The organism is Candidatus Thermoplasmatota archaeon, from assembly GCA_030018475.1.
Lineage (GTDB): Archaea > Thermoplasmatota > JASEFT01 > JASEFT01 > JASEFT01 > JASEFT01.
This window is the reverse complement of the sequence record JASEFT010000133.1, coordinates 1-508: the sequence shown is the minus strand read 5'-3', so window position 1 is coordinate 508 and position 508 is coordinate 1. Positions and strand designations below refer to the sequence as shown.

Genomic DNA, 508 nt, shown 5'->3' with positions numbered 1-508 from the left:
AAAAAGGCTTATGAAGACGATTTAGTCGATTCGTTCTTTATCAATTTAGAAAATGTGGACGAATATCTTTCTATGGGATGGGGAAAAAATTTTAGCCGCCTCAAAAACGATGTCCACTATCAATTCATAGATGATACCATAAACTGCATGGAATGGTGGGCTTGCTTTCAGCCTGAAAAGAAAGTGAAGACTAAGCCTTTTAAACCGTTAGAAACAAAATCGAAGCGTAAAAAGATAGGAAGAAATGATCCTTGTCCTTGTGGAAGTGGGAAGAAATATAAAAAATGCTGTGGATCGATCGAGAACCGTTAAATTGGTGTGTAATATGGATAATAGAATAGATAAAATTCGCACAGTGCAACTCTTCGCAACCCTTCGGGTTGCTCGCCCTCGCTATCGCTCCGGTCACTTAGCAGGCGTATATACGCTGGGGCTGAACGCCCCGGCCCTTCGGGACATTGCCTTCGGCAACGTCATATATGCTGGAGCCGTTATCGGAAATGCACCT

2 protein-coding genes are annotated in these 508 nt (G+C 42.7%); both read left to right on the top strand.

Annotation, left to right across the window (positions count from 1 at the left end):
- Positions 1 to 312: DUF1186 domain-containing protein (locus QMD21_07935; GenBank protein MDI6856693.1), on the top strand; the 312-nt coding region annotated here is incomplete at its 5' end.
- 13 nt (positions 313 to 325) lie between these two features.
- The coding region (locus QMD21_07930; GenBank protein MDI6856692.1) for a hypothetical protein at positions 326 to 508 on the top strand (183 nt) is incomplete at its 3' end.